1 pseudogene is annotated in these 442 nt (G+C 56.1%); it reads right to left on the bottom strand.

Annotation, left to right across the window (positions count from 1 at the left end):
* Nucleotides 1-106: pseudogene (locus tag XI08_RS09775) on the bottom strand (IS630 family transposase); the annotation flags it as partial.
* Between the last annotated feature and the right edge of the window lie 336 nt (nt 107-442).

The following is a 442-nucleotide window of genomic DNA, read 5'->3' as shown; positions in this document are numbered from 1 at the left end:
TAACGGTATCGCCCGGCCGCAGCGATGGGACGAGCAATTGCTCGACGTAGGCCAGGAAAGCGTCGCCATCCATTGGACCGTCCAGAACAAGCGGCGCGATCAGACCGTCCCGAAGCGACGTCGCCACAACTCCAGCACCGTTTCGATCGACGCGCCCGTCGTCCATGATTGAGATCGAATCATGGTGATACATCGAGTCAGAACTCGCGAGCGCGCGCAACAAAAACTACGACTGTAATGTTAGGGCTCCAACCCCTCATAGGCCTTTCGGGCAAACAATAGCCCGCACGGTTAGTCGGCTACCGGTGCCCTGCACATCGTTCTCTACGCGATCGGGATTTTTGTACCGACGGTCTGGATCAAACACTAGAACCTATCTCAAAATTGTCGAAACAGGATCAGCAGGCAAGCGAGCTGGACGAAGCCGAGGAAGTTTTGCGGA

This window comes from Bradyrhizobium sp. CCBAU 11361 (assembly GCF_028128935.1).
In the GTDB taxonomy this organism is placed as follows: domain Bacteria; phylum Pseudomonadota; class Alphaproteobacteria; order Rhizobiales; family Xanthobacteraceae; genus Bradyrhizobium; species Bradyrhizobium niftali.
The sequence above is the reverse complement of the archived record's forward strand: the minus strand, read 5'-3'. Positions and strand labels throughout refer to the sequence as shown.